At 42.8% G+C, this 24,508-nt stretch carries 19 protein-coding genes, 2 tRNA genes and 1 rRNA gene; 10 read left to right on the forward strand and 12 right to left on the reverse strand.

The features are described from left to right. Positions 1 to 124: 124 nt before the first annotated feature. Positions 125 to 1,393, reverse strand: coding sequence for a transcription termination factor Rho (rho, locus tag G0029_RS02765; RefSeq protein WP_067731074.1), 1,269 nt, complete (start codon positions 1,391 to 1,393; stop codon positions 125 to 127). A 323-nt stretch (positions 1,394 to 1,716) separates the two neighbouring features. Next, complete coding sequence (trxA, locus tag G0029_RS02770; protein ID WP_078192629.1) at positions 1,717 to 2,043, reverse strand: thioredoxin; 327 nt, start codon at positions 2,041 to 2,043, stop codon at positions 1,717 to 1,719. 266 nt (positions 2,044 to 2,309) lie between these two features. Between trxA and ppx the strand changes: the two genes are divergently transcribed. The 5 genes from ppx to G0029_RS02795 are packed head-to-tail and all read left to right on the forward strand — an operon-like array spanning position 2,310 to position 7,419. Further along, positions 2,310 to 3,830 carry an exopolyphosphatase gene (ppx, locus tag G0029_RS02775; RefSeq protein ID WP_180106380.1) on the forward strand — a complete coding sequence of 507 codons (1,521 nt, stop codon included), beginning with the start codon at positions 2,310 to 2,312 and terminating at the stop codon, positions 3,828 to 3,830. Positions 3,831 to 3,863: 33 nt separating this feature from the next. Next, entirely contained in the window at positions 3,864 to 4,688 is an 825-nt protein-coding gene (locus tag G0029_RS02780) for an acetyl-CoA carboxylase carboxyltransferase subunit alpha (protein WP_180109691.1), read from the forward strand. Then, positions 4,625 to 6,001 carry a tRNA lysidine(34) synthetase TilS gene (tilS, locus tag G0029_RS02785; protein ID WP_180106381.1) on the forward strand — a complete coding sequence of 459 codons (1,377 nt, stop codon included), beginning with the start codon at positions 4,625 to 4,627 and terminating at the stop codon, positions 5,999 to 6,001. The genes G0029_RS02780 and tilS overlap by 64 nt, the downstream gene beginning before the upstream one ends. Next, positions 5,998 to 6,828: a pyrroline-5-carboxylate reductase gene (gene proC / locus G0029_RS02790; protein WP_168378486.1), complete on the forward strand. Its 831-nt coding sequence runs from the start codon at positions 5,998 to 6,000 to the stop codon at positions 6,826 to 6,828. The genes tilS and proC overlap by 4 nt, the downstream gene beginning before the upstream one ends. A gap of 27 nt (positions 6,829 to 6,855) precedes the next feature. Beyond that, complete coding sequence (locus G0029_RS02795) at positions 6,856 to 7,419, forward strand: YggT family protein (protein WP_078189567.1); 564 nt, start codon at positions 6,856 to 6,858, stop codon at positions 7,417 to 7,419. Positions 7,420 to 7,579: 160 nt separating this feature from the next. Here G0029_RS02795 and polA read toward each other — a convergent pair whose 3' ends face one another. Further along, entirely contained in the window at positions 7,580 to 10,345 is a 2,766-nt protein-coding gene (polA, locus tag G0029_RS02800) for a DNA polymerase I (RefSeq protein WP_180106383.1), read from the reverse strand. Between the two features lie 163 nt (positions 10,346 to 10,508). Between polA and G0029_RS02805 the strand changes: the two genes are divergently transcribed. Continuing rightward, positions 10,509 to 13,295 carry a DUF2339 domain-containing protein gene (locus G0029_RS02805; protein ID WP_180106427.1) on the forward strand — a complete coding sequence of 929 codons (2,787 nt, stop codon included), beginning with the start codon at positions 10,509 to 10,511 and terminating at the stop codon, positions 13,293 to 13,295. Between the two features lie 127 nt (positions 13,296 to 13,422). Here the strand turns inward: G0029_RS02805 and G0029_RS02810 are convergent, their stop codons facing one another. Together G0029_RS02810 and G0029_RS02815 are read right to left on the reverse strand one after the other, a co-directional pair. Further along, a complete protein-coding gene (locus tag G0029_RS02810; protein WP_180106385.1) occupies positions 13,423 to 14,346 on the reverse strand; it encodes a mechanosensitive ion channel family protein in 924 nt (307 codons plus the stop codon). Positions 14,347 to 14,355: 9 nt separating this feature from the next. Further along, on the reverse strand, positions 14,356 to 15,177 hold the full coding sequence (locus G0029_RS02815; RefSeq protein WP_078192622.1) for a hypothetical protein: 822 nt from the start codon (positions 15,175 to 15,177) through the stop codon (positions 14,356 to 14,358). A 100-nt stretch (positions 15,178 to 15,277) separates the two neighbouring features. Here G0029_RS02815 and gspE point away from each other — a divergent pair, with 100 nt between their 5' ends. Beyond that, positions 15,278 to 16,765, forward strand: coding sequence for a type II secretion system ATPase GspE (gene gspE / locus G0029_RS02820; protein ID WP_078192621.1), 1,488 nt, complete (start codon positions 15,278 to 15,280; stop codon positions 16,763 to 16,765). A gap of 56 nt (positions 16,766 to 16,821) precedes the next feature. Here the strand turns inward: gspE and G0029_RS02825 are convergent, their stop codons facing one another. The 7 genes from G0029_RS02825 to G0029_RS02855 all read right to left on the reverse strand — a co-directional run bounded on the left by G0029_RS02825 (position 16,822) and on the right by G0029_RS02855 (position 21,973). Further along, on the reverse strand, positions 16,822 to 17,172 hold the full coding sequence (locus G0029_RS02825; RefSeq protein WP_180106387.1) for a hypothetical protein: 351 nt from the start codon (positions 17,170 to 17,172) through the stop codon (positions 16,822 to 16,824). Positions 17,173 to 17,346: 174 nt separating this feature from the next. Further along, on the reverse strand, positions 17,347 to 17,739 hold the full coding sequence (locus tag G0029_RS02830) for a DUF4951 domain-containing protein (protein WP_180106429.1): 393 nt from the start codon (positions 17,737 to 17,739) through the stop codon (positions 17,347 to 17,349). A 201-nt stretch (positions 17,740 to 17,940) separates the two neighbouring features. Continuing rightward, positions 17,941 to 18,366, reverse strand: a complete 426-nt coding sequence (locus G0029_RS02835) for an organic hydroperoxide resistance protein (RefSeq protein WP_078192618.1) — start codon at positions 18,364 to 18,366, stop codon at positions 17,941 to 17,943. 95 nt (positions 18,367 to 18,461) lie between these two features. Continuing rightward, entirely contained in the window at positions 18,462 to 19,286 is an 825-nt protein-coding gene (locus tag G0029_RS02840) for a carbon-nitrogen hydrolase family protein (protein ID WP_180011795.1), read from the reverse strand. A gap of 32 nt (positions 19,287 to 19,318) precedes the next feature. After that, positions 19,319 to 19,837, reverse strand: coding sequence for an anti-anti-sigma factor GigB (gene gigB, locus G0029_RS02845; RefSeq protein ID WP_078189558.1), 519 nt, complete (start codon positions 19,835 to 19,837; stop codon positions 19,319 to 19,321). A gap of 112 nt (positions 19,838 to 19,949) precedes the next feature. Further along, positions 19,950 to 20,918 (reverse strand): RsbU family protein phosphatase GigA, encoded by a 969-nt coding sequence (gene gigA / locus G0029_RS02850; protein WP_078192616.1) that lies wholly within the window; start codon positions 20,916 to 20,918, stop codon positions 19,950 to 19,952. A 98-nt stretch (positions 20,919 to 21,016) separates the two neighbouring features. After that, on the reverse strand, positions 21,017 to 21,973 hold the full coding sequence (locus tag G0029_RS02855; protein ID WP_180106389.1) for a VacJ family lipoprotein: 957 nt from the start codon (positions 21,971 to 21,973) through the stop codon (positions 21,017 to 21,019). 536 nt (positions 21,974 to 22,509) lie between these two features. Here G0029_RS02855 and G0029_RS02860 point away from each other — a divergent pair. From G0029_RS02860 to G0029_RS02870, 3 genes are all read left to right on the forward strand, one after another. Next, a 16S ribosomal RNA gene (locus tag G0029_RS02860) occupies positions 22,510 to 24,048 on the forward strand. Positions 24,049 to 24,109: 61 nt separating this feature from the next. Further along, positions 24,110 to 24,186 (forward strand) — tRNA-Ile (locus tag G0029_RS02865). A 47-nt stretch (positions 24,187 to 24,233) separates the two neighbouring features. Next, a tRNA-Ala gene (locus G0029_RS02870) sits at positions 24,234 to 24,309 on the forward strand. Positions 24,310 to 24,508: the final 199 nt, after the last annotated feature.

The following is a 24,508-nucleotide window of genomic DNA, read 5'->3' on the forward strand; positions in this document are numbered from 1 at the left end:
TTTTATAATCATAAACTTGAAAATAAGTTTACATGGAGATCTATCAAATGTTTCTTTGTGTAACTAAAGTCAACCAAATAAAAAGGCCATCGTTACAGATGGCCTTTTCAGTCAAACATTCAACTTAGTTGGATGCTTTACGTTTCATTTGATCGAAGAAATCATCATTGGTTTTGGTTTCTTTCATGCGATCAAGCAAGAATTCCATCGCTGCAAGTTCGTCTTGTGTATGAAGCAATTTACGTAAAATCCAAACTTTACGTAGGTTATCTTCAGACATCAAACGCTCTTCACGACGTGTACCTGATTTTTTGATGTTCATCGCAGGGAACACGCGTTTTTCAGCAATACGACGGTCTAGGGTAATTTCTTGGTTACCTGTACCTTTGAATTCTTCGTAGATCACTTCATCCATCTTACTGCCAGTTTCAATCAAGGCAGTTGAGATAATTGTCAGTGAACCACCTTCTTCGATATTACGTGCTGCACCGAAGAAACGTTTTGGACGTTCTAAAGCATGGGCATCCACACCACCAGTAAGAACTTTACCAGATGAAGGGATTACGGTGTTGTAAGCACGTGCTAAACGAGTAATTGAGTCTAGCAAAATCACCACGTCTTTTTTGTGTTCTACAAGACGTTTCGCTTTTTCGATCACCATCTCTGCAACTTGTACGTGACGAGCTGGTGATTCATCGAATGTTGAAGCAACTACTTCACCACGAACAGTACGTTCCATTTCTGTTACTTCTTCAGGACGTTCGTCAATCAGAAGGACAATCAAGAAACATTCAGGATTGTTACGAACAATCGACTGTGCGATGTTTTGTAACAACATGGTTTTACCCGCTTTTGGTGGTGCAACGATAATTGAACGTTGACCTTTACCAATCGGAGCAACCAAGTCAACCACACGCGCAGTTAAGTCTTCTGTTGTACCATTACCTAATTCCATTACCAATTGTTCGGTTGGAAATAAAGGTGTTAAGTTTTCGAAAAGAATCTTATTACGTGAGTTTTCTGGTGTGTCGTAGTTAATTTGATTAACTTTTAATAATGCAAAGTAACGTTCGCCTTCTTTAGGTGGACGAATCGTACCTGTAATAGTGTCACCAGTACGAAGGTTGAAGCGACGGATTTGTGATGGGCTCACATAGATATCGTCAGGGCCGGCTAGGTAAGAACCCGCTGCAGAGCGTAAGAAACCAAAGCCGTCCGACAGAATTTCTAGAACGCCATCACCAAAAATCTCTTCGCCGTTCATTGCGTGGCGCTTTAAGATGGCAAAAATAATATCTTGCTTACGGTTACGAGCCATTCCTTCGAGGCCCATAAACTCGGCAATCTTGATGAGTTCGCCAATCGGTTTTTTCTTGAGTTCGGTTAAGTTCATAGGTGGTCAGATAGAATCTAAAATTCTGAGGTACAGGTTGGAAAAGGGAGCAACAAATGTGCCGCGATCATGCAAGAAACGATAGCAATTGGTTTGCACAAAACAATTCAGAGATCTGATTCGTTATATGAAGAGAGATGTGAAAAACAATTCTGTTGCCGAGCGGCATTTTATGTGTTGTGTTGTAAGAAAATGACAGGATTTGAGATCCTTAATTTCTTGAGTAAACAATATAAGAGAGAACACAGCATTTGTCAATTTATCAACCAAAAAAATACGCTGTGTAAAACAGCGTATTTTCGAGTGTTTTTATCGAAAAAATATTAGATGTTTTCTTCGATGAAAGCTGTCAATTTAGATTTTGGTGCTGCACCGACTTGGGTTGCTACAACTTCGCCGTTTTTAAACATTAATAATGCAGGAATGTTACGGATGTTGTAGTTTACAGCTGTTTGTTCGCAAGAAGTTACGTCTACTTTAACGATTTTAACTTTGCCTTCAAACTCAGTTGAAAGTACTTCAAGTACAGGTGCAATGGCTTTACAAGGAGCACACCAACCTGCCCAGAAATCTACAAGTACAGGAGTATCAGACTCTAGTACATCGGCTTGGAAGTTTTCATCAGTTGTATTTACGATATTGCCAGACATGGATTTTGCTCCGGAATTAATTTTTAAGTTGACTCTATGTTTATAAGTATTACATAGCCAACTATAACAATGTAGGGGGTTATGTAAATTTTCGACCTGAATGGCGAGTTTGTCTAATGGATGATCACGATGCCGATGATCGTGTATGACTATCATTGCTTCAGATAAAAAATCGATAAGTTCCGCCCGAACTACTCATAAATGGCTTTTAAATTACATGTATGTGAATTAATCTAAGCACAATTCTGAACAGGTTTTTTTGAATAATGTCTGATTTTTTGATTGATGAAGAATTACTTGCTGCTATCGATATGGGATCGAACAGCTTCCACTTGGCTATCGCACGCGTAGACCATGGTGAAGTGAAAAAAGTTGCATCAATGTCAGAAAAAGTACAGCTTGCCGCAGGTCTAGACGAAAATAAAAATTTGACTGAAGCCGCACAGCAACGAGGATTAGCCTGCCTAGCACGTTTTGTGGGGCGTTTAAATCCTGTACAAGCTAACCGTTTACGTATTGTGGCAACTAATGCCTTGCGTCAAGCAAAAAATGGTCATGAATTTATCCAAAAAGCCGCTGAAATTTTACCAAAACCAATTGAAATCATTGCTGGTCGTGAAGAAGCCCGTCTCATTTATTTAGGGGTTTCACATACTATGGCAAATAGTGGTCGCCGCCTTGTGATTGATATCGGTGGGGGGTCAACAGAGTTGATTATTGGTGAAGAGTTTGAACCGATTCATACAGAATCTGTGCAAATGGGCTGTGTCGCTTTTACCAAAGCGTTTTTTGCTGATGGTGAAATTAACCTGAAAAGTTTTGATAAAGCGGTAAATGCTGCTCGCAAGGAAATCGCAGGCATTGCCAACACTTATAAAGCTGCGGGCTGGGATACTGTTGTCGGTTCAAGTGGCACGATCAAAGCATGTCGTCAGATTTGTGTCAATATGGGCTGGAGCAACGATCAGGAAGAACTGACACGTGACGGTTTATTTAAACTCAAAGATAAATTGCTTAAATATAAGCATGTCTATGAAATGGAATTTGATGGTCTAAAAGAAGACCGTCGAGCAGTTTTGCCAGCCGGCATTGCCATTTTGTATGCCGTCTTTGATGTGCTGAATATCGATAAATTGGTTTATTCTGATGGCGCGTTACGTGAAGGCGTGATGTACGACCTATTGGGACGTTTCCAACATGAAGATGTTCGTGACCGTTCTGTACATGCGTTGATGGGGCGCTACAACGCAGATATGAAACAAGCTGAGCGTGTGGTAAATACTGCGCAACAGCTGTTTAATGGTGTGGCGACCGCACTGAATTTGACCAGTGATGACAGTGATTTACTGCGTCGTGCAGCGTATTTGCATGAAATTGGCTTAGCGATCAGTCATAGTGGTTACCATCGTCATGGTGCCTATTTACTGCAACATTCGGATATTCCGGGTTTCTCACAAATTGATCAAAACCATTTGTCGCATTTAGTGGCGCATCATCGTCGTAAGTTACGCAGTGATGCGCGCATTGATGTGATGAAAGTCGGTGGTAACAAACTTGTTTACTTATGTCTATTGCTTCGTTTAGCAGTTTTATTAAATCATAGTCGCAGCGATGAGATGCTTCCTGCCATTGAATTAAGCGTGGACAATGCGCAACAATGGCAACTTAGTGTTTCTGGTGATGCCAAACAGTGGCCTTTGTTGGTTGCAGACTTGCATGATGAGCAAGTGCAATTTAAGCATTGGGATATTGAACTGAATATCCAGTCGGAACAATTTATCAATTAACAGACCAGTTAAGTTAGGGATAATGATCGACCTATGAAAAATAAAGCAGCTCAATCTAAAGCCTGGACTACGGTTCAGATCGCACGTCATCCTGAACGTCCGCAGTTTTTGGATTATGTTGGCGAAATTTTTACAGAGTTCGATGCTTTGCATGGTGACCGCCTATTTGGTGATGACGGCGCGATGATTGGTGGTTTGGCTCGTTTAGATGGTCAGCCTGTGATGATTGTGGGTCAGCACCGTGGTCGTAGTACACGTGAAAAATTACAACATAATTTTGGTATGAGTAACCCCGAAGGTTACCGTAAAGCACAGCGTTTATTGGATATGGCCGAGCGTTTTAATCTGCCAGTCTTTACCTTTATTGATACCATGGGTGCGTACCCAGGTGTGGGTGCAGAAGAGCGTGGTCAGGCCGAAGCGATTGCAACTAGTTTGGCTCAGCTGTCTTCACTTAAAGTGCCTGTAGTGGCAACGGTATTGGGTGAAGGTGGTTCGGGTGGTGCGCTCGGTATCGGCGTAGCTGACCGTGTGATTATGCTATCTCACAGTATTTATTCAGTGATTTCACCTGAAGGTTGTGCATCTATTTTGTGGAAAACTGCAGAAAAAGCAGAACAAGCAAGTGAAGCATTAGCATTGACGGCAGATAAATTGCAGAAGATGGGCATTGTAGAATACGTGGTGGACGAATCGGAAGGCGCACATTTAAACCCTGAAAAAGTCATGCAGGATTTGAAAGTGGTCTTGAAGCAAGCTCTAGAAGAACTGCAACCAATGGATGCAAACGAACGATGCGAAGCGCGTTATCAGCGTTTAATGAAGTTTGGCAGCGACAATTTAGGGCTGACTGCTTAAGTCAAATTCAGGCGCTGCCTGAACAAAGCCGATTTTTAATAGGATGTAGTGGTGGCATGGATTCCATGTTGCTGCTGCATCTTATGTCGTTTTTGTGCCCTGAAAAAATACGGGTGATTTATATTGATCACCAACTACAAGCGTGTAGTCACGCTTGGGGCGAATTTGTACGTGCTCAATGTAAAGCGCTGAATTTGCCATTCATCATACAAAAAGTTCAGGTTGCGCAAGGTAACCTTGAAAACCAAGCCCGCTCAGCCCGCTATCAAGCCTTTGCCCAACATTTACAAGCAGATGAAATATTGCTACTTGCGCATCATCAGCAAGATCAAGCCGAGACATTGATGTTGCGGCTACTTTCAGGTGCTGGTGTCCATGGCCTTGCTGCGATGAAAAAATTCGATGTACGTGAAGATTTTACTTTATGGCGTCCGCTATTAGATCTTTCACGTGAGCAAATTTGCCAATGGGCAGCACAGCTGCATGTGCAAAATATTCAAGACCTCACCAATTTTGATACCGACTATGACCGTGCGTGGAGTCGTGAAATTTTGTGGCCGCTACTCAGTGAGCGATTTCCTAAAATGCAGCAAGCTCTGAGTCGAACCAGTTACTTGATGCAAGATGCCGATGAAATTTTAAACGAGGTATTACAACAAGATTTAGCGGCCTGTGGTTCATCGCAAGTGTTATCTTTGGAGGCTTTACAACAGCTCAGTCTGGCACGTCAGCGTCAGTTGTTATCGCACTGGATGAAAGGTGAGGGGCAATATCGTCCAAGCTTTGAAATGGTACAGCGTTTAGTTTCAGAAGTGATTAACTCACGCGAAGACTCGCAAGCGGCACTACACTGGAATGGATTTTATTATCTGCGCTTTCAACAGCAACTTCATCGGATTGCCAAAGCGGATTATCTTCAAACTGAACCCATTCAAGAGGTTGAGGTTGTAACTTGTGTTGTAGGTCAGTGCCTCAAGTTGCCTGCCGGCCATTTTGTGATTCAACCCTCAGAGGTTGGCTTATCACCTGATTTATTGGGGCAGCAACTGCAGATTCGCCCACGTCTTGGCGGCGAAAAAATTCATTTGTATGGTCGTGTCGGAAGTTGGCCGTTGAAAAAAGCTATTCAGCAGGCGCAAATTTTTCCATGGCAGCGTCATACTATTCAAATATTAAGCCGAGATAATGTTATGCTAGGCGTCTTTACGCCTCAGGGCTTTTGGTTGGCGCAGTCTGAATTTTGTACTCAAGCTGGCTGGCAACCAACATTATCTCTTAACGCTAAATCTGCAATATCGGATCTTCAATCATGAGCGCAATTCTAAATTGTAATATCAGTTTCATTGGTGGCGGCAACATGGCACAGGCTTTAATTGGTGGCCTAATTGCACGTGGTGTCCCGACTACACGTATTACAGTTTCAGATCCCGTAGAAAAAGTACGTGAGCTTTTGGCTGAAAAAGATTTGCATGTGACCGATGATAATGTTGCGGCAATTCGAGATGCTGACATTGTTCTTTTTGCAGTTAAACCTCAGGTGTTGGCAAAAGTTTTGGCACCATTACAAGGGCTGCTAGAAGGGAAGTTGGTGATTTCAATTGTTGCAGGTGCAGAAATTGCAACGATTTCAAAATTATTAGGCACAGAGCGCATTGTTCGTGTCATGCCAAATACGCCGGCTTTAGTTCAAACCGGTGCGCATGGTTTATATGCAGGTGAAGCGGTTTCAGCTGAAGATCGTGATCTTGCAAGTCAAGTTTTGGCTTCAACTGGTTTAACACTTTGGGTAAACTCGGAAGCGCAAATTGATGCGGTAACAGCTGTTTCTGGCTCAGGTCCTGCATACTTTTTCTATATGATGGAAAGTATGATTCGTGCAGGTAAAAACATGGGCTTGGATGAAAAAGTGGCTACAGCACTAACCTTGCAAACTGCATTAGGTGCTGCACAAATGGCGATTACCAGTGCCAACAGTCCTGCGGAGTTACGTAAAAATGTAACTTCTCCAAACGGTACAACACAAGCCGCGATTGAAGTATTTGATCGTGCTCAAATTTCACAAAATATTCAGGCTGCTTTAGCCGCAGCGCAAAAGCGTAGCCAAGAGTTGGCACAAGAGTTAAGCGAAAGCACCAAATAATTCGATTTGATTTAGGAAAGTTCAAGTATGGGCTCTGCTCAAATTTTTGGAATCATTATTAACGTTGCAATTTTGCTCGTATTTTTCCGTTTTTTAATGCAGCTTGCTGCCGTGAGTCCATATAACCCTGTGGTTTTGGCAACAGCAAAAGCAACAAAAATTGTCGATATCTTTAGCCGAATTTTCCCAACTTTGGCCAAAGGTCGAGTGAATACTGCAGCATTGGTGTTGGTGGTGATTCTGTATTTGTTAAAAATGTTTGGTTTGATGTATTTGTCTGGCGTGGCGGTGAATAGTCCATTCCATTTGATCATTATGACCTTTGTGACCATGATTCAGGATTTAATCCGTTTCTGTCGTTACTTAATTTTTGCATCGATTATTTTGAGTTGGGTCGTGATGTTTAGTCAGTCACGTTCGCCTTATATTGAAGTGGTTCAAGAATTGGCAGAACCGCTACTTGCGCCATTCCGCCGTATTCTTCCAAATATGGGGATGATTGACTTGTCACCAATTTTTGCGATTTTGGCATTGTTGGTTGCGGAAACCATTATGAAGCAAGTCGCAATTGCATTATTGACTGGTCTTTAATCTGAGCTAAGACGAGTTAAATTAAAAAGGACGCCGAGGCGTCCTTTTTTGTGGCTTTAAAATGAGGTGTAAAACAAGATATTTTTACTAATTAGAAACATCTCACCTCCATCCCAACTTTCCTCCTAGAAGGAGAAAGGCGTGAATGAACGTGAATGAATTAGTGTGCTTCGTCCCAGTTATTGCCTTGACCCACTTCCACAATCAGTGGAACGGAAATTTTCAACACAGATTGCATCACTTCAGTCAGTTGGGCAGAGAGTTCATCGGCAATTGCAGCATCGACTTCAAACACTAATTCATCGTGTACTTGCAGTAACATTTTGGCTTGATCTTTCGGTAAGATTTTATCGACTGCAATCATAGCCAATTTAATAATATCTGCCGCAGAACCTTGTAGCGGCGCATTAATCGCTGCACGTTCAGCGCCTTGTTTCACCATTTTGTTGCTCGCCATAATGTCCGGTGTATACAGACGACGACCTAAAATGGTTTCCACAAAACCTTGTTCACGTGCGACTTGGCGAGTACGTTCCATATATTCCAAAACACCAGGGTAGCGTTGGAAGTATTTACCAATATAGTTACGCGACTCTTCACGAGTGAAACCCAGCTGACGAGTCAAACCAAATTCAGACATGCCATAGAGCAGACCGAAGTTCACCGCTTTTGCTTGACGACGTTGGTTGCTGGTCACTTCGTCGAGTGGAATACCCAAAACTTCTGCCGCAGTACGTTTATGTACATCTTGCCCATGATTGAAGGCATCGACCAATGCATGATCTTGCGAGAAATGCGCCATTAAACGTAATTCGATTTGCGAATAATCGGCTGCCAATAAAATGCGACCTTCAGGTGCAATAAAGGCTTTACGGATTTGACGTCCAATATCTTCACGGACAGGAATGTTTTGCAAGTTTGGATCTGTGGATGACAAACGACCTGTAGCCGTTAACGCTTGGTGGTAACTGGTATGCACACGATGTGTGTCATTATTCACTTGCTTTAACAAACCGTCGGTATAGGTGCTTTTCAGTTTAGAGAGACCACGATATTCCAAAATTAAATCAGTAATCGGATGGTCGATTTTTTCTAACACACTTTCACTGGTACTGTACTGACCTGTAGAAGTTTTCTTACCGCCTTTTAAACCTAATTTATCAAACAGAATCTCACCAACTTGTTTTGGTGAGCTGACATTGAAGCTTTGACCCGCAAGATCGGTAATTTCTGTTTCTAAATTTTGAATGGTATTGGCAAATTCCACACCGAGTTGGTCGAGGAAGTTCATATCCAATTCAATGCCGTTTTCTTCCATAGAGGTTAGAACACGAGCAACAGGCATTTCAATATTGTGCAAAATATTGATCAGCTCCGGGTGAGCTTGTAACTTCTTATCGAGTACTTCATATAGACGATAGGTCACATGGGCATCTTCTGCGGCATAATGGGCTGCCGTTTCAAGCTCAATTTGGTTAAAGGTTTTTTGTTTTGCACCTTTGCCCGCCACTTGTTCGAACGTCGTTGTGAGATGACTTAAATACAAACGTGCGACGTCATCCATCCCATGACGTGTAGCCACAGAGTTAAGGACATAAGAGGCCAACATGGTATCGAAATACCAACCTGCCAAATGAATGCCATGATTTTCTAAGACATGTGCATCATATTTGAGATGATGACCAATTTTTTGTACGTCATTATTTTCAAGTAAAGGTTTGAGTTGATTCAGGATCGTGTCGCGATCAAGTTGTTGCGGCGCACCTTCATAATCATGCGCAAGCGGCACGTAATAGGCATCCTGTGCATCTAAAGCTACTGAGAAACCCACAATCTGTGCCACGCGGTAATCGAGGCTAGTGGTTTCAGTATCAAAGGCAAAACGCTTTTCAGTACTTAGACGTTTAAATAACACATCCCAATCTTCTTGAGTCAATACCGTGTGATAACGAGCTTCACCGAGTAAATCATCAACACTGGTTTTGTCCGCTTGATCTTCAACTTCAGGTGCATTGGCAACAGTCGCCGTGGTGTTGATGGCTTTGGCTGCTTGTTTGTAAGTTGCACCATTTGGGTTGTTCGGATGATCTAATGACTGCAGTTGGTTGCGGAATTCTAGTTCAGTATATAAATCACGCAGTGCTGGAATATTTGGATCGGCAAGTTTCAGATCTTCGTATTTAAGGCCCATGTCGAGGTCACAAACAATACTCGCCAGTTGGTGATCAAGAGCAATCCCTTCGACATTGTCTTTAATGTTTTGACCGACTTTACCTTTAATACTGTCGACATTTTCTAAAATGCCGCCAATCGAGCCGTACTCGGTTAAAAGTTTCGCTGCCGTTTTTGCGCCAACACCGGGTACACCACGGATACCATCAGAGGCATCGCCCATCAGCGTGAGGTAGTCAATGATTTGATTCGGCCACACCCCAAATTTTTCAAAAACACCTTGAACGTCCATAGGTTTGTCTTTGAAGCTGTCTTCTAAAGTGACACGCTCAGTAACGAGCTGTGCCATGTCCTTGTCACCGGTGGAGATTAAAACTTGATGACCGGCTGCTTCAGCGCGTTTGGCTAAAGTTCCGATAATGTCATCGGCTTCAGCACCCGGCAACATATGCAGCGGAATCCCTAGAGCACGAATTAATGCATGAAGATATGGAATTTGTTGTGATAATTCTTCAGGCATGCTTGGACGGTCACCTTTATAAATCGGGGACAATTCATGACGGAAGGTTGGTTCAGGTGTATCGAAAATAACAGCCATATGCGTCGGTTGGATACGACGCATTAATTTTTGGATGGCAGAAATGGCACCTCGGATTGCATTGGTATGCAAACCGGTTGAAGTGGTTAATGGTGGCAGTGCATGGTAGGCACGAAATAAAAAGTATGAGCCATCGACCAAGACAAATGGTGGCATTGATAATTTCCTAATCCTAAAAACGGTTTTATTGTACGTGATTTTTTGCCCGCACGCAGAGTCTAGATTGTATATGTAACTTACCGAATCACTGATGAATAGTTTTAATCCATCCGTCAGGCTCATGTATCATCAAAACATTCAAGAAAATAACGAAGCAGGTATGCTGAAACAGAATAATGAAATCAAGATGATTTGGTTGATGACGCTGATTATGGTTGGGATCGGGGCATGGTACTTAGACCTCCGTATCCTGAGTTATATCACCGGCATTGGTTTTATGCTCAGTGTGATGAATTATGTCGATGATTTACAGCACGGCGCTGATGCACTGAGCTCATCAAAACAATCATTTCAAGTGGCATCAAAGGTTCCGTTATATATTGCATCGTTATTAACGGTCGTTGGACTGTTAACAGAATTGGGTTATTTGGTTGCGATCGGGATTAGCCTGTGGGTCTATTTTTTTCTGCGTTGGCTGAAACGATTAGAACGTCAGCTGCATCTATTGCAAGGACGTGCGCTTCAGTCGCAATCGGGTCATGTGGCTACTTCAATGTCAGCGTCGACAATAGACCGTCCTGAAAATTTTGATTCTGACAATACACCATCTGTACATCCCGCGACAGCAATTGGTACAGTTATACATCAGGCATTAGTCAATTCATCGTCTACTGATAAACCATCCAAGTCTGCGCCAAATCTATCTAGTCAAATTCAGCAATGGCTTTTCCAAGGCAATCCCGTGTTAAAAGTGGCGGTACTGGTCTTGGTGATTGGCGTGGTGCTTTTACTTAGATTTGCCACAGAGCATTGGCAACTAAGCTTGGTCATGAAACTGCTGATCGTGAGTTTGAGCAGTGCATGTGTTGTCGGACTGGGTTTTTGGCTGCAAACCAAAAATCGCAGTTTTGCCTTGGCTCTAGAAGGTCTAGGTCTTGCAGCGCTGTTGTTGACTTTATTTTTTGCCTATTATAATGCCGTCATTCCGGGCTTTGGCATAGCTTGTCTATTATATGCTGCACTTATGGCATTGACGATTTGGCTCAGTCTGAAACAACAGTCGGTAGAACTGGCAATTATGGCAATGCTGATCGCCTATCTTGCTCCATTTACCTTGCCTGTTCGTGATGCAACTGCAACGGAATTTATTGCCTATTATCTTGTGATTAATATTGCTGTTGCAGTCATGAGTACTTTAAGACCGTGGAAATATCTGAATCAAATCGCATTTTTGATGACGGTGATTATGGGGGGTGGATATGCTTTTTACCACGGATACACCACCGAACGTCAGATGATGAGCGTGCTGGTTTTAGCCCACGCTGCGATTTTTATCTGGCTCGGTTTTCGTTTTAGCCAGTTATTGGCGAAACAGGATCTTGCGCATTTTCAACTCAAACCTGCCTTGGATATTGCACTGATATTTGCTGCACCAGTGCTTGCTTATCTGGCATTGTATTTGATGTATTTTGAGGAAATGGTATGGCAGGCGGGGTATAGCCTGTTATTCGCAGCGCTTTTTGCCGCACTGTATAGCATCAGTAAACGTAGTGCTGTGATCCCACTGATTGCACAAAGTTATTTGAGTTTGACCTTAATATTCTTGGCATTGATTCCACCGATAGTATTGAAAGAGCAGTGGAGTGTGGTCGGTTGGGCAGTTGAAGGTGCGTTGATATTTATATATGCCTTATACAAGCAGTCCAATATCAGCCGTTATTTAGGCATGGCGCTCTTGGTGATGGCGGGGTGTTCAAGTCTGTACTATTTGGTTCAACTGCCACATTTCCCTGCACAGATGTATTGGGGCGTGTGTTTAAGCTATTTGGCAGCCATTATTATGACGCATGCTGTTCCTGCATTTCATAAACAGCTTTCAAGTTCGAGTATTGCCTTTCAATGTGTGCAAATGCTCTCAGCAACCACCATGTTCATCATGTTGCTCTTAGATTGGTTGCAGACTAGCTATCAATTGGCCTTGAGTCTATTGATCGTCAGTGTGGCCTATCTGTTGGTAAATGAAGGCTTGTTAAAGCGAAAAGCTTCGTGGAGTTGGTCCATCATTAAGTGGACGGGTCTAGTGCCTGTTTATGTGATGGGGCTGTACCAAGTCATTTCAGTGAGTGAGAACGGTCAGTTAATTTGGCATTCAACGATGGAGCAGATTTATTTTGCATTCGCTGGGCTGAGCTTGACGCTGCTTTGGCTACGACCATTACTCGGTGTGCGTGAAGAAAAAGAATGGGTCAGTCTCGGAATTTTGAGTAGCTTGGCGTGGACCAGTCTGACGCTGATACCCAGTATGCCGTATATCAGTGTGGTAATTTTGCCGCTGATATTTTGTGCATGGTGTTATTGGCAAGCGCAGCAACCGGCCTGGAAAATGTTTTGGCAAGCACGTAGCAGCTTGTTTTTGGCTCTAAGTTGGATCATTAGTTCGCAATTATATAGTCAGCAGGCCTTTGTGGGATATATCTTGCCGATACTGAATCCTTTTGATGCTGTGAGTTTGCTGTTGTTAGCGGCTTTTTTATGGATGTTGAATCAACAGTTAAAAGCCGGTTTAGATCGTAGCTTGGCTGCCGTGTTGAGTGTTCTAGGGCTACTTTGGTTAAGTAGTTATGTTGTGCTTCGTGCCTTACATATGTATCTGGATACACCTTATAACAGTTTAGACATTTGGAGCGATGCGACCGTTCAACTAAGTTTTACCGTGCTGTGGGTGTTATTGGCTTTGGTGAGTATGCGCTTTGCTACTCAGCGCCAATTACGTTCAGTTTGGCTACTCGGTGGCAGTATTTTGGTCTTGGTCACTTTGAAATTGGTCTTGCTGGATTTATCTCATGTCGGCACTCTCATGCGAGTGATTTCCTTTATGGCCGCAGGTTTTGCCATGCTTTTAATTGCTTATATTGCGCCCATGCCGAATGACAAGATTGAACCATGATGAAGTTCTTAAAGGTACGAGATCACGAACCCGCATAGGTCGATTCGACGGCTATAAAAAGTGGATGATAAAAAAGCCCTGCACATTTGAAGATATGCAGGGCTTTTCATATCAAGTCTATAAACTATTATTTGAGTTGAGGCTCTCGTTGAATCTCTTGTGCATTGGCATATTGATCGACGTCGGCATCGCTTGCTTGCGTAGAAAGCGGGTGGTCAACAAAACCCATTTTCGGTACAGGAATTTCAATTTTATTTTCGACAAAAGCATTTCGAATTCGTTCCTGCATTTCATCACGGACTTTCAGGAAATTCTCTCTTTGACACCAAATAGCAAAAAGCAGCTCAATGGAAGATTCACGAAAGGCAGTGACGGTCACGGCAGGTTTAGGGTCGGCCAAGACCAGTGGATATTTACTGACGGCATCTAATAGAACTTCGCGAACTTTGATGATGTCTTCATGAAAGTTAATCGCAAGAGTAATTGGAATGCGCCGTATTGGAAACTTAGACAAGTTATGTACAGGTGCCCGAATCAGTTGTTCATTCGGCAAACGGACATAGACATTGTCCTGCGTAAGTAATTTGACCGACAGTAAATCAATCGAGATCACTTCACCTTCAATAGTATGCCCACGAATCAGTGTCAATTGAATGGTATCACCAACTTCAAAAGAACCTTCACCGATCAAGAACATCCCGCTGATCAGGTTGGATGCGGACGTTTGCGATGCAAAACCCAGTGCGACCGTTAAAATACCCGCTGCACCCAAGAACACGCTGAGTTTAAAGCCGGCTTCTTTTAAACTGGCCATCACAAAGATTAAAAAGATGAAATAGAAAATCCCGCGACGCCAAACCAACTGCTGATGGGCATTGAAACGCATACCTACAGTGCGGATAAAGGCGTTTGAGATAAAACGTGCAATCAGAAAGCCGATGACTGCCAGTAAAACAGCCACCAATAATTCTGTCAGCCGATCGGTATTGAGATTGGCGACCATTCCTTTTAGGCTGCTGGTGATTTCTGTCGAAATATTTAAATCTGCCATGGCTTGCCCTTAGAAAAATGAATCAAACATATTGAACAGCACATTGGCTGACTCGCGTGGCGGATGCAGATAAATCACGTCACCTGCTTGTGGCGGTGTACGGTTTTCAATTTTAACCCGCGGCGGTTTGTCATGACCCTCATGCACGACTCGAATTTGTGAAGTCCATAAACGTCCTGTACTTTCACTATAAAATAATGGCAAAGCCGGTACAGGGACATTCATACGGTCAAAGCGAATCTGTTGATTACTCACGTTATGAAACTCAATAGGGGTTACTGCACGAAAAGCGCGAGGTTTGAGTTGTTTGAGTTCTGTACGACCATCAACTGCTGTGGCATAGCAAATTTCACCCATTCGATGGTTCGGACCAAACCAGGTATCTTTTGGTAGAATCACAGGTATATCAAACAAAGGTTCTCTAAGACCTTCGACAAAACCAGCAATCCAAAGCGGTGTGCTGATATATAGCGTTCCGCGCTGTCCGGCTGGAATATAAATCGGATCGACCGGTTTAATCACCACAGACCGATCTGCCAAACGTGGCATGATTTGAATTTTGTCATGCGTCTGGCGGAACATATAACGTTCCATTTTAATGGGTTGTGGAAAACCAAATTCGGGGTCTTGTATCGGATGCCATTGCTGCTCATAGTCAAACTGAAAGGTCGGGCGATGATATTCCATACGCCACTCTTGCATACCGCGCGTCACACGAAACAATAAAGACCCAAACTGCCAACTGCGCGGGTGATTCAGTTCAAATTGATATTCCCCCCACCATTTACGTTTTGGGGATTCCTTTTCAGTCAAATCATTTTCTAATGGCAATGCGTATATCCCTTGTCCTGATAAATCCTAAAAACAGACTTCACGCTGTCAGATGCTTAGAGTACACTCAAAACAACTTTTTTCATCATTATAATGCGTGATGCAAGTACTTAAACAATTACAAATACCATATAGTTTTGCCAAACGTCATGGCGTATTGCTTCGATATGAGGGTGATCAAGCTTTTATTGTGCGTCGTGAAAGCACGCCACTGTTGGCTTTACAAGAAGCACGTCGCTTTTTAGGGCATCCTGCACAATATCAATTATGTAGTGAGCAAGAGTTTAATCAATTACTCAGTGCAAGCTTTGCCGGAGACACCGGTGAGTCTCAACAAGTGGCAGCGGGTCTGGAAGATCATCCTGATTTACTTAGCCTTGCGGACTCTGTACCAGAAGCTGAAGATTTGATGGATCAGGAGGATGATGCGCCGATTGTACGCTTAATCAATGCCTTATTGTCGGAAGCGATCCGTGTCGGTGCTTCAGATATTCATATCGAATCTTTTGAAAAAAAGCTGTCTGTCCGCTTACGTGTCGATGGTCAGTTACGGGAAATTGTACAGCCACGTCGAGAACTTGCGCCATTGTTGGTGTCACGGATCAAAGTCATGGCCAAACTCGATATTGCAGAAAAGCGAATTCCACAAGATGGTCGTATTTCACTGCGTTTGGCGGGCCGTGAAGTCGATGTTCGTGTATCAACCTTACCTTCTTCGTATGGTGAGCGTGTAGTGATGCGTTTACTCGATAAACAAGCTGGGCGTTTAAACATGACCCATTTGGGCTTGATGCAGCATGACTATGATCGATTGAAACAACTGGTACATCGTCCGCATGGTATTATTTTGGTTACGGGACCAACGGGTTCGGGTAAAACCACAACCTTATATGCGGCATTGTCTGATCTAAATGATGGTTCAAAAAATATATTGACTGCGGAAGATCCAATTGAGTATCAACTTGAAGGGATCGGGCAGACGCAGGTCAATACCAAAGTGGATATGACCTTTGCTCGTGCATTAAAAGCCATGCTTCGACAAGACCCAGATGTGGTGATGGTCGGGGAGATTCGTGATTTAGAAACTGCTGAAATTGCAGTACAAGCGTCATTAACAGGCCATTTGGTACTTTCAACGCTGCATACCAATACAGCAATCGGTGCAGTGACCCGTCTTAAAGACATGGGGATTGAACCCTTTCTACTGTCAAGCTCATTGATCGGTGTGGTGGCGCAGCGTTTGGTTCGAACCTTGTGCCGTCACTGTGCGACTTGGCATGATGCAGATGATTTTGAAAAAGACTTATTTAAGCATCTCGATGCATCGGCCGAATTAAAATTGCCACAACCTAAAGGCTGCGAACAATGCTCGCATACTGGATTTACAGGGCGTACCGCAATTTATGAAATCGTCCCGATTGATGAGCAAACACGTCGCCTCATCCATGGTAATGCTGCTGAGTTTGAGTTAGAAAATCATGTACGTGCAAATGCGGGTTCAATTCGTGATGATGGATTGCGTAAAGTTTTGGCAGGTAAAACCACCATTGAAGAAGTGCTCAGAGTGACGAATGAAGCGGCTGAATAGTCGGTGTGAATTATAAAAAAAGCCCCGAAGCCTGTGCAAGGACTCGAGGCTTTGCTTTAGTTAATCTTTTCAAAATGAATAACAGCATCGTATGCTTTATCTGTCAGAGTGAGGTGAGTTGCATCACTGAGTTTCATTTCAATGCTATTGCTCTCTTTATATTTCAAAACATCATTATTCACTTCGGCCATACCGGATGAAGCACTAGAAGTGCGCTCAGTATTATTTTTATCGAGCCAAAATTCGTCTTTAATTTGATAGTCATCGCCTTGTTTGCTAATGGAAAGTTTGCGTAGGCTCTCCGTGTCAGGTGTTTGTTTCCATTCCCCTGAAAAATCAGGCGCAGGTGTTTGGCTACATGCGGCTAAGGCCAAGCTTAGAAAAAGCATCGAAGAGTATGTTTTCATTGTAAAGTCCTGAAAATGATTTTAATTTTTTTATGGATGTATAGTTAATTATAGTTTGAATATTAAACAATTTTTTAATTTTATTCATTAATCTTTCTATCGAATGTCTCATGATTTTTTATTTCTAATTTGAACTAAAAACAGCCCAAAAATATGGGCTGTACAGTCTTTCACTTACCACAAACTGACAATTTTCTTCATCAATTCAGCACGAATAGGCGCGGTTGGGTTACCTGCATTGCGCTGCGTTTCATTTTCATAAAACTTTTGCCAAGTTTGAACCATCTCTAAAGTGACATCTTGAGTTTTAAGCTTTTCAACGTCGGCTTTGTTGATATTGGCTAAGCGTGCTGCAGCACCTTCTGGGCCTGTACCCCAACCAATGATGCTTTGACCATAGGCAGGTAAAGACATGTTGTTTGGTGTTGGTGGTAGCGCAAGACGTTGAATATCTGGATTGACCAAGGATTTAATCTGAGGACGGACTTTTTCAGACAGGGTTAATTCGGCAAAACTCAGTGTGGATGCGCTGATTAGCAATGTACTGATAAGGAGAGGTTTAAGCATCATAGATCAACAAATAATGTAAATAAGAATCGTTATATATTTTAGCAAGGTTTTGGTAGCTGAATATGAATATTTAAATGTATTGGAAATGGATAAGATTTTATTTTGAGCTCAGCTGTAGATGTGTAGAGGTCAAAAAACTCAAAGCACTATTTTATAAGGAATTAAAACAGTGCTTTGTATAGATAGGTACAAATGGATTTAAGTCAAAACATTTAAAGTAACATTAATATTGTTTCGGGTCGCATTTGAATAGGGGCACACAATGTGCGCGGCATCGACCAATTTCTGCGCCTCGCTTGCATCCATACCTTCAAGATGAATATTAAGTGTCACTTCGATACCAAATCCTGTTGGAATAGGGCCGATACCAACATCACCCTCGACGTAGGCAGTAGGGGTAATCGAAATTTTATCTCGGTTAGACACAAATTTCATTGCACCTAAAAAACAGGCTGAATAACCAGCGGCGAAGAGTTGTTCAGGATTCGTACCATTACCTGTACCCCCCATAATTTTAGGCACAGCCAATTGAACATCTAAATGACCATCGGATGTCGTTGCACGACCATCACGACCACCAGTGGCTTTTGCATGGGCTGTATAAACTGCTTTTTCTAAAGTCATTTTTCTAATCCCTCAGATGATGGTTCAAAATCATATCGTGGGGGATTTTGTTTAAATAATATTCAGTTTTTTTGTAATTTTATACAGAGTGAAAATCAATATTGAACCAAAACACGGTGCTGCATCAGTGGCATTGATGCGCGAATCTGTTGCTGCTCGTCTAAGTCAAAAGGAACTGTGAGTAGTTGAGCGCCTTCTTCCGCGGTGATTGCTAAAATTTGACCACGGCTGTTGCTTGCTCCAGCATGACCCCAAGTTTGACGCTTTTCACCATGCCAGCCTTGTTGTGCTGCACCCAGTACAGCACATTGACTATCCATGGCACGAGCTTGCAGTAACAACTGCCAGTGCATTTCACCCGTGGTATAAGTAAAAGCTGCAGGCGCCGTTAAAATGTTTGCACCTTGGCTACGAAGTTTCAAAGCCAGTTCAGGAAAGCGCAAGTCGTAGCACACCATCAGGCCAATATTGCCAAAAGGTGTTGTTGCAACTACGGTTTCAGTACCAGGTTCAAAAAATTTTGATTCTTGATAGCCACCGACAGCGTCACCAACTTGCACATCAAATAAATGAATTTTGTCATAACGTGCTTCGGTACGTTCAGGGCTGATACACAGGCTGACAGTACGGACACGGCCATCTTGAATGATTGAACCATCTGGACGATAAGGGCATGGGAGTGTGCCCGCAACAATCCAAAGTTGATAACGATGTGCGAGTTGTTCTAGTCGCTGCTGAATACTTTCAAATTGCGCCGCGGTTTCGCGTTGTTTACCAGCGGCAAAGCAGACAAAATTTTCAGGAAATACAATGAGACTCGCACCTTGAGCCTGACTTTGTTGCATCAATGACTCGATCACTTTGAAGTTATCTTCAATGTCATTTTGAGAATTCATTTGTGCAACGGAAAGTAAAGTCATGCGAAGAGTGTCTCTGCTGTGATTAACCTAAATTAGACATTTTGCTGCTTGGGTTGCTCTAGATTGTCCTGCTCTTTTTGCAGTTGTTTGACCAAAGGCTCAAACATATTTTGGTTGCTATCATTTAGTTTCATCAGCGTTTTGTGTGCATCTAAAACCGTATTCAGCATATTGCTATGGGTAATGTGTTCTTCCATAAGTGCGCGAGTGCATACACTTGGATCACCACAATAATTCAAAATAACAAACACTTGACCTAAACCCATGCTATTGGCAAGCGTTGTGATATCAGAGTTTGTAGACAACATTACCGCTTGGATATGGTGAACTTGTTTGAGCTTCAAACCCAGTTTCGCCAAAATGCCAAGAACAGTACTATCGATAAATGTCGTTTGGGTTAAATCAACGATTGCACCGACGACATTTTGTTGCTGTTCAATTTTGTTTAATAACTTGTCTAGACTAATACAAGATTGGGCACGCACTTCGCCAATAAGCTTAAAAATATGCGTTCCGTTCAAGCTTGCATATTCAACATGACCTGTTGACATATAAATGCCATTTGCAGAGAAGGATAGTAAATTATCCCATAGGGGCACAGCTTACTCAAGTAGCCGAGTATGATCAGAAAGTCTTATTCGGTTTAAGTAGTTGATTTCGTGATTAATTGATTCGACGTAAACTTAGGATGGCAATATCATCAGCAACATGGTCTGGTGCTTGAAATGATTGATTTTGCAAGTGATAGACCAATTGACCTAGCTGTTCATTCAATCCACCGTCAAAAGGTTCAAGTGCGCCATCCGAGCAAATTACAAAGCGTGAATAACGATTTAAGGTAAATTCAAACTCTTCAACTTCTAGGTCTTCAGTTAAGCCAAGTGGAAAGCTACTGGTATTTAAAATTCGTGCGGGAAGACCGGGTTCAAATAAAATGGCCGGCGGATAATGGCCTGCACTAGACCATTTCAAGACATGCGTATCGAGATTAAGTATTCCCGCAATCATGGTAATGTGCTTTTCAATATTTTCTTGAACCAACATGCCATTGAGCTTTTTGATGAGTTCTCTCGGGGTTTTTGAACGACCGTGGAAAGCAGCCATCCAAGAGGTCAGTAAACTACTCGTCACCCCATGACCAGATACATCTGCAAGATAAAACATGATTTCTTTATCGCTGATTTTCCAGTAATCGTACCAATCACCGGATAAATAGGCTGAAGGCTGGAAGAATGTTTCAATTTTATAGTTGTGGAGTTCAATCGGGTTGGGCAGTAAACGTTTTTGCAAATCTGCAGCAGAAGGGAGATCACGGCTGTCTTGATTGCGTTTGTATTGCGCATCAATTTTAGTGAGTGCCACCTGAAGGTTGGTTGGAATATGGTCCCACACCCATCCTGCTAAAGCACCTTGTTGCCACGCTTGAGCCAATGCAGCGCCCTCATGCTCAAAAGCGAGCACAATGGTAGGAAGTGTCCATTGGTGATTTAAAAAGTCGGCAACATCAGCAATTGCAATGATCGTTGGATCATACAAGTCTAGATCTTCAATGTTAATCATTTGTACGCTAGGAAGCGCATCAAGTACCTGATCTAAATATGGAATATCACGAGTAGGTTGAATGAAATACATAAAGAATTAGATGAATCCTTCGATAGACAATAAGTGTACTATAGCAAGCTAATGATGGCTGGAGGGAAAAACCACACCAGCCAATTGAAAAATTTTATTTATTCAGTTGTTACCGTGTCGGTATCATCTGAAATGCTATCATCAATGAAATCGGTAGAATCATCAGATGAAACGTCTACTGAATTATCTTCAGATTCATCAATATCGTCATCTTCTTCATCAATAAATAGGTTTTCTTCAGCGATACCTTTTTTCTCAGAAATTGAATAATTCAGGCGTTGTAAATAGATGTCGCGAATTTGAGCATATTTATCGCCTTGTAATACACCTTCAATATCCAGTAATTGAGCGCGAGTATCGATTCCACGTAAAGTTTGCTCAGACCAATACGCCATATCATGACCATCAAGCATATATTTCTGTGGACGTCCTTGACTATCTACAGCAAGCCCCACCGTTTGGCGCAATGTGCTTGGACCAAGCACTGGTAGAACAATATAAGGACCAGAAGGAATACCGTAATAACCTAAAGTCGCGCCAAAGTTTTCATCTTCTGTTTCTAGACCTAGACGGCTTGCAGGGTCAGCAAAGCCTAAAGTTGTCAGTGTATTAACAGTAAAACGCCCCAGACTTTTTGCGGCACGTGTCGGTCGTCCTTGAATGAGTTGGTTAAATGCATTCCAAGGTTCGCCCAAATTTTTACGGAATAAACGATAAGATTCACGAATATCCTTAGGAGTTTTTGCTACATATTGCACAGCAGCAGGGCGGGCAATATGGACATCTAAATAATCATTAAATGCGTAAACTTTCCGGTTGATCGGTTGGAAAGGGTCTTTATCTTCTTCTGATTGTGCTGCATTTGCATTTACAGATAATTTTTTTGCAACTTCAGATGACTTGACCATCGCAGCATGCGCAAGTTGTTGCGTTTTTGATTTATTGGCAGCTTCTGAGTCTTGAGCAACAGGTGCTGAAGCCTCGTCATTTGCAAATACAGGTGTTGTTACGACAAGTGACAATAATCCTGCATATAAAAAAGAAGTTTGGCGCATATATAGTCCTGACGCTTTTAGCGCGGCAAAATGTTTGCCGTATAATAAGTAAAAACGTTCAAATAATCCTGATTTATTACTATTAAACCAAATTTGATCAAAATATGAATGAAAAAATGTAATTTGAGTGAAAAATGTGCGCTCAAAATAATTATTTAAAAAAAGGTGTTGCGTTGGATCAGAAATGCTGTAGAATGCACATCCATCGGCGGTGATGAAGATTAAAACTTCTGATAAAACAATGACTTGGTTGAATTGATTAAGTTGGGTTTTGTTTTTTAAGTTTAAAAATAATTTGAATTACTAGTTGACTCTTTAGAAATAAAGAGTAATATAGCCGACCTAGCTTGATGGTGACGAACCAACAAGAAGATCATTAAGAGATTATGAAGAACAACTTGTGTGGATTTTTACTGATTGATTGATCGAAATTATTTTCATTGATTAATGGTAGAAATTACTCGAAGTTTATTTGAGCAAATTTTTGTCAGTAATTGATGAGCCAAGATTGGTACACTATATGTACTATTGATTTTAAACTGAAGAGTTTGATCATGGCTCAGATTGAACGCTGGCGGCAGGCTTAACACATGCAAGTCGAGCGGGAATAGGTAGCTTGCTACCGATTTCTAGCGGCGGACGGGTGAGTAATGCTTAGGAATCTGCCTATTAGTGGGGGACAACATTTCGAAAGGGATGCTAATACCGCATACGTCCTACGGGAGAAAGCAGGGGATCTTCGGACCTTGCGCTAATAGATGAGCCTAAGTCGGATTAGCTAGTTGGTGGGGTAAAGGCCTACCAAGGCGACGATCTGTAGCGGGTCTGAGAGGATGATCCGCCACACTGGGACTGAGACACGGCCCAGACTCCTACGGGAGGCAGCAGTGGGGAATATTGGACAATGGGGGGAACCCTGATCCAGCCATGCCGCGTGTGTGAAGAAGGCCTTTTGGTTGTAAAGCACTTTAAGCGAGGAGGAGGCTACTTTGGTTAATACCTAGAGATAGTGGACGTTACTCGCAGAATAAGCACCGGCTAACTCTGTGCCAGCAGCCGCGGTAATACAGAGGGTGCGAGCGTTAATCGGATTTACTGGGCGTAAAGCGTGCGTAGGCGGCTTTTTAAGTCGGATGTGAAATCCCCGAGCTTAACTTGGGAATTGCATTCGATACTGGGAAGCTAGAGTATGGGAGAGGATGGTAGAATTCCAGGTGTAGCGGTGAAATGCGTAGAGATCTGGAGGAATACCGATGGCGAAGGCAGCCATCTGGCCTAATACTGACGCTGAGGCACGAAAGCATGGGGAGCAAACAGGATTAGATACCCTGGTAGTCCATGCCGTAAACGATGTCTACTAGCCGTTGGGGCCTTTGAGGCTTTAGTGGCGCAGCTAACGCGATAAGTAGACCGCCTGGGGAGTACGGTCGCAAGACTAAAACTCAAATGAATTGACGGGGGCCCGCACAAGCGGTGGAGCATGTGGTTTAATTCGATGCAACGCGAAGAACCTTACCTGGTCTTGACATAGTAAGAACTTTCCAGAGATGGATTGGTGCCTTCGGGAACTTACATACAGGTGCTGCATGGCTGTCGTCAGCTCGTGTCGTGAGATGTTGGGTTAAGTCCCGCAACGAGCGCAACCCTTTTCCTTATTTGCCATCGGGTTAAGCCGGGAACTTTAAGGATACTGCCAGTGACAAACTGGAGGAAGGCGGGGACGACGTCAAGTCATCATGGCCCTTACGACCAGGGCTACACACGTGCTACAATGGTCGGTACAAAGGGTTGCTACTCCGCGAGGAGATGCTAATCTCAAAAAGCCGATCGTAGTCCGGATTGGAGTCTGCAACTCGACTCCATGAAGTCGGAATCGCTAGTAATCGCGGATCAGAATGCCGCGGTGAATACGTTCCCGGGCCTTGTACACACCGCCCGTCACACCATGGGAGTTTGTTGCACCAGAAGTAGGTAGTCTAACCGTAAGGAGGACGCTTACCACGGTGTGGCCGATGACTGGGGTGAAGTCGTAACAAGGTAGCCGTAGGGGAACCTGCGGCTGGATCACCTCCTTAACGAAAGATTGACGATTGGTAAGAATCCACAACAAGTTGTTCTTCATGACGATGTATCTGAGGGTCTGTAGCTCAGTTGGTTAGAGCACACGCTTGATAAGCGTGGGGTCACAAGTTCAAGTCTTGTCAGACCCACCACTACTGACAAAGTACGGAAAATCAGAACATTGACTTATTGATAAGCTGGGGACTTAGCTTAGTTGGTAGAGCGCCTGCTTTGCACGCAGGAGGTCAGGAGTTCGACTCTCCTAGTCTCCACCATACATTCCTTCGGAATGTATAAAGAACGAAGCTAAAATAAACAATCAAACGATTGTTAGCTTAGTCCTTAAGCGATCAAGTGTTTAGGTTATAGAGCTTAGCAACAAAGTGGCGTATGATTCGCTCCATTGTTATTAAGCTCTGTGATTTATCACAGTTTCCTGACCTGACGAAGGCTGGAAAAAATCATTAACAGAAT

Origin of the sequence: Acinetobacter sp. YH12138, assembly GCF_015218525.1 — a bacterium.
Classification (GTDB): domain Bacteria; phylum Pseudomonadota; class Gammaproteobacteria; order Pseudomonadales; family Moraxellaceae; genus Acinetobacter; species Acinetobacter amyesii.

Excerpts from the sequence above, each read along its gene's own strand:
- G0029_RS02835 (WP_078192618.1), bottom strand. The coding sequence starts at position 18,366 with ATGACTTTAGAAAAAGCAGTTTATACAGCCCATGCAAAAGCCACTGGT.
- G0029_RS02855 (WP_180106389.1), bottom strand. The coding sequence starts at position 21,973 with ATGCGCCAAACTTCTTTTTTATATGCAGGATTATTGTCACTTGTCGTA.
- gigA (WP_078192616.1), bottom strand. The coding sequence starts at position 20,918 with ATGTATTTCATTCAACCTACTCGTGATATTCCATATTTAGATCAGGTA.
- G0029_RS02840 (WP_180011795.1), bottom strand. The coding sequence starts at position 19,286 with ATGACTTTACTTTCCGTTGCACAAATGAATTCTCAAAATGACATTGAA.
- G0029_RS02810 (WP_180106385.1), bottom strand. The coding sequence starts at position 14,346 with ATGGCAGATTTAAATATTTCGACAGAAATCACCAGCAGCCTAAAAGGA.
- G0029_RS02805 (WP_180106427.1), top strand. The coding sequence starts at position 10,509 with ATGCTGAAACAGAATAATGAAATCAAGATGATTTGGTTGATGACGCTG.
- trxA (WP_078192629.1), bottom strand. The coding sequence starts at position 2,043 with ATGTCTGGCAATATCGTAAATACAACTGATGAAAACTTCCAAGCCGAT.
- proC (WP_168378486.1), top strand. The coding sequence starts at position 5,998 with ATGAGCGCAATTCTAAATTGTAATATCAGTTTCATTGGTGGCGGCAAC.
- polA (WP_180106383.1), bottom strand. The coding sequence starts at position 10,345 with ATGCCACCATTTGTCTTGGTCGATGGCTCATACTTTTTATTTCGTGCC.
- tilS (WP_180106381.1), top strand. The coding sequence starts at position 4,625 with ATGCGAAGCGCGTTATCAGCGTTTAATGAAGTTTGGCAGCGACAATTT.
- gspE (WP_078192621.1), top strand. The coding sequence starts at position 15,278 with ATGCAAGTACTTAAACAATTACAAATACCATATAGTTTTGCCAAACGT.
- gigB (WP_078189558.1), bottom strand. The coding sequence starts at position 19,837 with ATGTCAACAGGTCATGTTGAATATGCAAGCTTGAACGGAACGCATATT.
- G0029_RS02830 (WP_180106429.1), bottom strand. The coding sequence starts at position 17,739 with ATGCTTAAACCTCTCCTTATCAGTACATTGCTAATCAGCGCATCCACA.
- ppx (WP_180106380.1), top strand. The coding sequence starts at position 2,310 with ATGTCTGATTTTTTGATTGATGAAGAATTACTTGCTGCTATCGATATG.
- G0029_RS02780 (WP_180109691.1), top strand. The coding sequence starts at position 3,864 with ATGAAAAATAAAGCAGCTCAATCTAAAGCCTGGACTACGGTTCAGATC.
- G0029_RS02795 (WP_078189567.1), top strand. The coding sequence starts at position 6,856 with ATGGGCTCTGCTCAAATTTTTGGAATCATTATTAACGTTGCAATTTTG.
- G0029_RS02825 (WP_180106387.1), bottom strand. The coding sequence starts at position 17,172 with ATGAAAACATACTCTTCGATGCTTTTTCTAAGCTTGGCCTTAGCCGCA.
- rho (WP_067731074.1), bottom strand. The coding sequence starts at position 1,393 with ATGAACTTAACCGAACTCAAGAAAAAACCGATTGGCGAACTCATCAAG.